Here is a 6,987-nt window from a genome sequence, read left to right on the forward strand (position 1 = left end):
ATGCGGGAAGCTTGCGAGGCAATCTGCGATATCGCCGACCTCACAAGGCAGCTCCCGCTCAAACATTACTGCTCCCTTGCTATCCAGAATGCAAAGCGCACAGGATCGCAGCGAAACATCTAGTCCACAAAGTATTCCATCATCTGTCTCCCTTGTTCACAGCTACCCTGTGATCCTATCGGGAGCTCGACCTCAGAACAGAGGCGGCCCAATTACGCATGCTCTCCGCCCTTAGTGCCGAAATGTGACTGGTGCTGCAATCGGACCAATCCCCTCTGCTATCACTGTCACTAACGGCCCACAGCGGACCTTCTTGGCCACCGCAGCGAATGGCTGGTCAGAGCCCTTTGCAGACTCGATAAAAATTGTGCTGCGTGCGCTCGCAGCGAAACCTACGCCGCAGTCGTAAAATGCGGGAATGCTTGTGCAGCGATGGAAGTTTAATTTGCCGTCCACGAAACCGGCAGCAGCTCAGCCAAGTGGATAATCTCGGGGCTCGTTCCAGCTTTCCTTGACAACATCGGCACGAGTGTTTGAATTCAAAGCAGTGACGCAAGTCGAACTAACCGTGGGAAATCTATGCAGGCCGAATGTGTTATCGAGTTTTGGCGCGCCACGCAAAAACGTGGGCTCGAAATATGCATTGACGGAGGGTGGGCTGTTGATGCGGTTCTGAAACGCCAGACCAGACCGCATAACGACCTTGATATCGCGCTGCCAGCGGCCGAGGTTTCGGCATTGCGGCAACTGTTGACCGCGCGTGGCTACGTCGAAGTGCCTCGCCCCGACTCGTGGGAGCACAATTTTGTCCTTGAGGACCCGCAAGGAAGGCTGATCGATGTGCATTCCTATATCCTGAATCCTGATGGTAGCAACGCGGGCGGCGTGTCATATGTCGCTGACCAAATTGCGGGCAGCGGCGTTATTCTTGGAACGCCGGTGCGTTGTGTTCCGCCGCTCTGGCTGGTCCAGTCTCATACCGGCTACGAACTGCGTCAAAGCGACTGGCACGATGTTCGGCTTTTGTGCAGCGAGTTCAATCTGGAAATCCCGCCGGACTTCGAGGAACTTGCGGCGTCGGACGGTCAGGAAGGCGGACCGAAAAATGCATCCAAGTAGTGTGGCGTCACAGTGACAGTCGCAACGGCAAGCATCTGGAATTGACCTGCCTGGTTGCGCGGGTCGCACCCGGAAACGGCCGGTTTGTCCGCTCAGCGGGCGTTCAAGCGGAGCGCAGCGAAATACCGCCTCGAGCCTTAGCGGACCTGCCAACAAGATTAATTTTATTCGTGCTTCTCCGCCTTGATGAGCAAAAGAAATGCGGCGTGGTCGCGCCAGCGGGAAAAGCGCGGAACCGTTTTGCATGCTTCCGGCGTCGGGCGCGGTTCTTCAACCTGAGTGACCCGTAGCCCTGCATCCGCAACCGCGTTGAGGTAGTCGCTGATTGTTCGCGGGAAGCGCGGCACGGCGAACAGCTGGACGTCCATGTCATCGGGTTGATCGCTGAATATCCAGCGCTCGGTGAAGGAGGACACGTCAAAGTATCGCGATACGTAAAGTCCCGTCTTCCTCCCCCCTGCATCCTTGTCCCATCGCGATCCAGGAGTGATGAAGCAGGGGTGTAGGACGCTAAAAACTACAAAGCCGCCTGGTCGCAACAGTCTGTAGGCTTCGCGCATCGCCCCATTGATATCGGGTCCGTCCATCAATGCCATGGTAGAAACGACCGCATCGAATGAGGCGTCCGAAAAACCGCTCGGTTCGCTATAAGATGTTACTCTATAGTCTATACCGACCGGATCAACAATTTCGGCGTCGCGGGCATGTTCGATCAAACGCTCGGACAGGTCGATCCCTGTCATTCGCGCACCTATTTGCGCGAACCGCCGGGTGTTTGAGCCCTCTCCACATCCAAAATCAATAACATCAAGCTGGTCCAACGATGGCAAGAAGTCCTGAAACGCTGGAAATGTGAAGAGATCACGATAGACGTCGATGCCGCCCCTGACGTCGCGGGTCCATTGATCTGCATTCTGGTTCCATCGCTCGGCTACATCTAAGTCTGTTCTATCGGCCATGGGCAAGATCCACTGAACGTATTCAAGTTCTGTTATTTTCGCACAATTGTAGATTTGGCGAAAGCGCAAATGTCCGCAAAGTCGCGCACAGCAGGCGGCGGTGCATTGCGCAGCGAAGGTCCGCAATCCGCCTTTCTCGTCGAAATGTGCTTGGTGCAGCAATCGGACCACGTCCCTCTGCCATCACTGTCGCGAACGGCCCACACCGGCCGTTCGTGATCACCGCAGCGAAAGGCAGAACATAGGTAGAACCCGTCACCGCCTGAAGCGGGTTCTTTAAAGTACCCCACTGTCCAGGAACTGGGGCGAGGTTCAATATGGTGCCGATGCTCGGTGAGTGCTGAGTAGGCAATTTGGGTTACCTAATCTGAATATCGCTTTTTGAAATGTCCACGGACGGCGCATATTTCTCGATTAATGACTCGATCAATATTTTATGCGCTGGTTCGCATAGCGGACCAAGCAGCACACTCGCGTTGCTAAAAAAATCGTCGGAGAGCGATACGTCTATATGGTCCCTATCGATTTCCATAATATCGCAGAACTCTTTTAGTTGAATATTCCCACAATTTATTATTGGGTTAGCCATGAGCCGAAAACGAACTTCGTTTTCAAACTCCCAATGTTTGGGTTTCGACAATCCAACTGTAGACAGATACGCAATCGGGTCTTCGACGCGTTTGCCCTCTCGTATGCCAGCCGCAGTCCCGGTTATTCGGGCCGGAAACGCACGATGTGGCTCATCATAGTGCACCGGGTCTGGCCCAAAAATATAACGGATGCTAGATCGCTGGGAATGCAATCTTGTATACCCCTTGGTTGGGAAGGTTAGCTCGGAAGTAAACTCGGCGCAGTAAGTAGTTTTCGGCTTGAAGCTCCCGCGTTTGATTTCGCCGACATCCTCAAACATCCTTGACGGAGAGACGGCGATTCTCACTCCTGCCAGTTCTGAATACATTTTCCACATTGGGATAGTGTCTTCTTTTTTAGAGGTCCAGGACGAACAGAATATCAGCCTTGCAGCGCGGTCAAGGTCACCCGCCCGGCCCTCAAGCGGGTCGTTCAGTTTACTCAGTTTGGTAAACCTCAGCGTCCGATGATGAAGCATCAAAGCCAGAGAGTTGATTGACGTATAGTGGAATATTCGTTCCGGGGTGAAAATTTCAGTTTCTTCCATTTCGAAAATTCCTGATCCGATTGTGGGACAAGTAGTTGTACGGGCGCGAAACGCAGAAAGTTTGGAATAAACAGGAAAATAAGCGACTAGCTGTGTTTTGCAACAAGATCTTGCGTGGCGCTTGCTATCTTGGTGCACAAATTGTGCGGTGAGTAGCGCTTCAGTGGCGCCGATAAACCCAAGCAGAGTCAGCCCCTAACCCGCCTTTCGCGCCGAAATTTTCATGGTACAGCAATCGGACCACTTCCCTATGCCATCGCTGTCACGAACGGCCCAATGCTGCCATTCGTGCCAAACACGTCTAACGGCGGCTTCCAGCGGCCATTCACATGCAAGTACTGCCCCTCTTGAAGTGGCTCCAGTCGAGGCCTTGAACAATCGGTTGCCGCATGCTCAGTTGCCACCAAAAGGAGAAAGCGAAATGGAAAATGTAACGTGTGATTGCGGAGCCGTTTATAGGGAAAAGCGGCATCGGCTACCGGTGAGAGACAAGGATACTGCAAATTGCCATCTTTGTGGCGCTGAAATAAGAAGTTGGAATGGTGGAGTTATGTACACTTATGAATTGATCAAAAATCCGAAAAATGCATCTAGTGACGATGTGGGGGAGAAATAAATTGGGCGAAACGTGCGAGACACTTCATTAGCCGAGATCTCTGGGAGTGTCCTGAACTCTGTGTATGGGGTTTGCCCCATGCGGTTGAAACCGCCAGACTTTCCAGACCTTCACTCGGATCAGTCCAATTGGAGATTTCGGCCCTAGGCCGACCTTCGAATGAACCGCTGCGAGTGTCTGGAATGAACCCGATTTAGCCAACTGCAGCCCAGCATACAGCCTAAGGAAAGTAAGTTTGGATATACCTCTTCGGGGTTTCAACCTTAGTCAAAATCGGCAAGTGGAAGTTACTTCCACCAAAACACTTGTAGGAAACAAACTTGTTATTTCATAATTATTCTGACCCAAATTTTGATTGGTCTGCAAGCCCATCATCAATACAACCTCGGAAAGACCTTATTGAAGTCATTGAAAATATGGGATTTTCCAGAGATATGGCAACTTCGCTAATCTCCTCAGGCTATGTCGCAAGTAAGTACAGCCCAACAATAATCGATAGGTTTCACGGCGGCCCCTTAATGTCCTCAGATGGGCGTACCAGGTTTTCGCAGGCTCATTTCAGGGAAATCTTTGATGATGGGGGATGCATGAATTCTCCCTTTCCGCTGTATCGCGCCAAGTCAGGGCAAGACGTTCGAGAATGCGTTGAAAAGATACAAACATCAGTTCAATCGAAGAGCCTGTGTTTTCGGGGGCAAACAAGTCACTATTCTTTAGACCGAAAAATTAAGAATCCAACGCTAACTCATCCAACTCTTGGAGAGACCTCATTGGTCCCGTCAGTTTGGAGACATATGTTAAGTTCCACACCCCATGTGTTCCCAGAATTCGTGGGTATCTCCCCTTTGGAATGGAGTACGATACTTTATAAACTATGGCCCATGGACGAAATCTGTTCCAGAGAAAAGGCACTGCAAGAAAATGACGAGTGGCTTTATACAATTGGAGACATGGAAGACTGTTCGGACGAACTGTTAAGGGCTTTTGGAAAATTTCGCGGTGACTTACTTTTTGGTGGACCTTTACTCCATGTCGGCTTGTTAACCATGATGCAGCACTATGGACTCCCTACACCGTTTTTGGACTTAACCACAGACCTAGAAGTCGCATTCTTTTTTGCTACTCACAAATTCGGCTCATTGGATAGTCGTGCAACATATGAATTTGTCGGAACGAACGATGGCCAGTCGATTATTTATGTGCTTTCACTTCAGGAAGGGGATATGCACACGAATGAACGAGACCAGGTCATGAAAGTGGCTAAACCAGAACGCCCTCTTCGCCAATCATGCGTGGTAGCTTCGACAAATGCGTGGTCAATAAACCTTCCAGCCGATTATATCGTTGGAGCAATCTTCCTTGACTACGACATGGATGTGGCCGGTCAATATGGTGCCCACGAACTCTTTCCCAGGCCATGCGAGGATCCTCTTCTCAAAGCATGGGCGTCCACAGGGACATATCCCCTCACCATATTTTAATTCTAACGACCAGCAAATGGATCTGGAACAAGGAATGTAGCGTGTACGGCGCTCTTCTTGCAGGATGACCAATGGTGGTAGAATGAGAAGCTGACGTTCATCGTAAATGCAGCGAAAGTCCGCACTCCGCCCTTAGTGTCGAAATGTGCCTGGTGCAGCAATCGGACCACTTCCCTCTGCCACCACTGTCGCTAACGGCCCACTGCCGCCGTTGACCATGGGCCCGGACGCTGCGCCGCGGCTACCCTAAAGCGGACGTGGCGCTTCGCTGGCGGCTGAGGTCCGCAGCGCGAGGCAAGCATCCGCTCAGGTCCACCTTTGGTCGATGGCGGTGATCTCCTCGTCGGTCCAGCCGAAATGATGGGCGAATTCGTGGGTGACTACATGGGCGATCAACTCGTCCAGCGCGACATTACCGCGGCCGCGCCACTCGGCCAGGATCGGCTGCCGGAAGAGCCAGACGACATCCGAAGGCTGGGCCATGTCAAGCCCCGTCAATTCGCGCGGGTCCGCGATGCAGAGATCGCCCAACATGGCGGGCGCCGGCCACACAGCGATGCGCAGGATGACGCCCTCTGCGGCGGGGCGGAATGCCTTCGGCAGCGAGGTGACGGTGTCGCGGGCGATCTTCTCGAAATGGGCGAGGTCGTGGAGCATGCGACGGGTATGGCCTGTCGGAACGGCGGAGGGGCGCGCGAAGTCAGGGCGCGACGGGCTAGGCGCTGATGCGCACGACCGCCTCAAACGGCCCACTGCGGCCGCTCGACTTCGCGCAAGATGCTGCGGCGCGGCCCGTCAAACTAGACATACGCGCCTCGCGTGGCATTTCGGGCTCCGGAACGGCAACAGTGCTGACAAAACTACCGCGACAATTTCCTTGTCCTGCTCGCAATACGCCAGTCTCGATACAGTCACTTCGCCCCGAGACCGGCCCGTCGTCTCGCGCCCTTATTAAGTTGTTCATCAATGTCGCACTATCTGTTCGAACAGAAGGCCCATTTGGGAATTGTCGAACTAATTTTGGAATACCACTTTGAATAATATCAATATTAAAGCTAAGCTTTTCTTTTTAGTATTACCGTCGCTGTTTTGGTCGCCATCCGTTGGGGACGCATATACCAGGTCTACGGTATTTGTGCAGACTTCAGCGTTGGGTAGTAATTGTTCGATTCGCACGGAGATCATACCAACATCTTCAATAGCGATTTTCAGAGTGAATTACTTCCCTGACGGATATGATCCAGATGACGATTATGCGTATCCATCGGATACTTTTTACGTAGGTCCTTTGGTAATAGGCTCTAATCTTTTGAACCAACAATTGTTTTACCAATTTACTGAAACAACATTGTCGAATTGTGGGGTGAGCGCAGATGCGGGTTCTCTTGAAATAATTTTCAATTATAACGGTACGCCGCAGTACTCCACGATTTCTCAGCAAGGCTTCCAATATAAAGTTAACGGCACGCCACATAGCGTCATGTTATCAGATTCTGGTTTGACAGTTCTGCCTACCCCACCGCCGCCGCCGCCGAGGCCACATTGATCTGGGCGGGGCCGGCATCCGCCGTCGGCGCCGCGTTCGCCGGCGGATGGACCGTGATGGTGACGGTGTCGGCTTCAGAGCTGTTGTCC

The 6,987-nt window shown here is 52.4% G+C and carries 6 protein-coding genes; 3 read left to right on the top strand and 3 right to left on the bottom strand.

What is annotated here, in order from left to right:
* Positions 1-579 precede the first annotated feature (579 nt).
* A complete protein-coding gene (locus tag DWA01_RS00225) occupies positions 580-1,119 on the top strand; it encodes a nucleotidyltransferase domain-containing protein (protein ID WP_114283630.1) in 540 nt (179 codons plus the stop codon).
* 164 nt (positions 1,120-1,283) lie between these two features.
* On the opposite strand, the gene DWA01_RS00230 is transcribed toward DWA01_RS00225, so the two are convergent.
* Positions 1,284-2,078 (bottom strand): methyltransferase domain-containing protein, encoded by a 795-nt coding sequence (locus DWA01_RS00230; RefSeq protein ID WP_114283634.1) that lies wholly within the window; start codon positions 2,076-2,078, stop codon positions 1,284-1,286.
* A gap of 358 nt (positions 2,079-2,436) precedes the next feature.
* The gene (locus tag DWA01_RS00235; RefSeq protein WP_114283631.1) at positions 2,437-3,255 is read right to left on the bottom strand and encodes a hypothetical protein; all 819 of its coding nucleotides are present in this window, start codon (positions 3,253-3,255) and stop codon (positions 2,437-2,439) included.
* Between the two features lie 421 nt (positions 3,256-3,676).
* Between DWA01_RS00235 and DWA01_RS22840 the strand changes: the two genes are divergently transcribed.
* Both DWA01_RS22840 and DWA01_RS00240 read left to right on the top strand, forming a co-directional pair.
* A complete protein-coding gene (locus tag DWA01_RS22840) occupies positions 3,677-3,871 on the top strand; it encodes a hypothetical protein (RefSeq protein WP_136057627.1) in 195 nt (64 codons plus the stop codon).
* Between the two features lie 320 nt (positions 3,872-4,191).
* Positions 4,192-5,352, top strand: a complete 1,161-nt coding sequence (locus DWA01_RS00240) for an FRG domain-containing protein (RefSeq protein ID WP_136057628.1) — start codon at positions 4,192-4,194, stop codon at positions 5,350-5,352.
* Between the two features lie 306 nt (positions 5,353-5,658).
* On the opposite strand, the gene DWA01_RS00245 is transcribed toward DWA01_RS00240, so the two are convergent.
* Entirely contained in the window at positions 5,659-6,009 is a 351-nt protein-coding gene (locus DWA01_RS00245; RefSeq protein ID WP_114283633.1) for a metallopeptidase family protein, read from the bottom strand.
* Positions 6,010-6,987: the final 978 nt, after the last annotated feature.

This window comes from Candidatus Halocynthiibacter alkanivorans (assembly GCF_003333265.1).
In the GTDB taxonomy this organism is placed as follows: domain Bacteria; phylum Pseudomonadota; class Alphaproteobacteria; order Rhodobacterales; family Rhodobacteraceae; genus Halocyntiibacter_A; species Halocyntiibacter_A alkanivorans.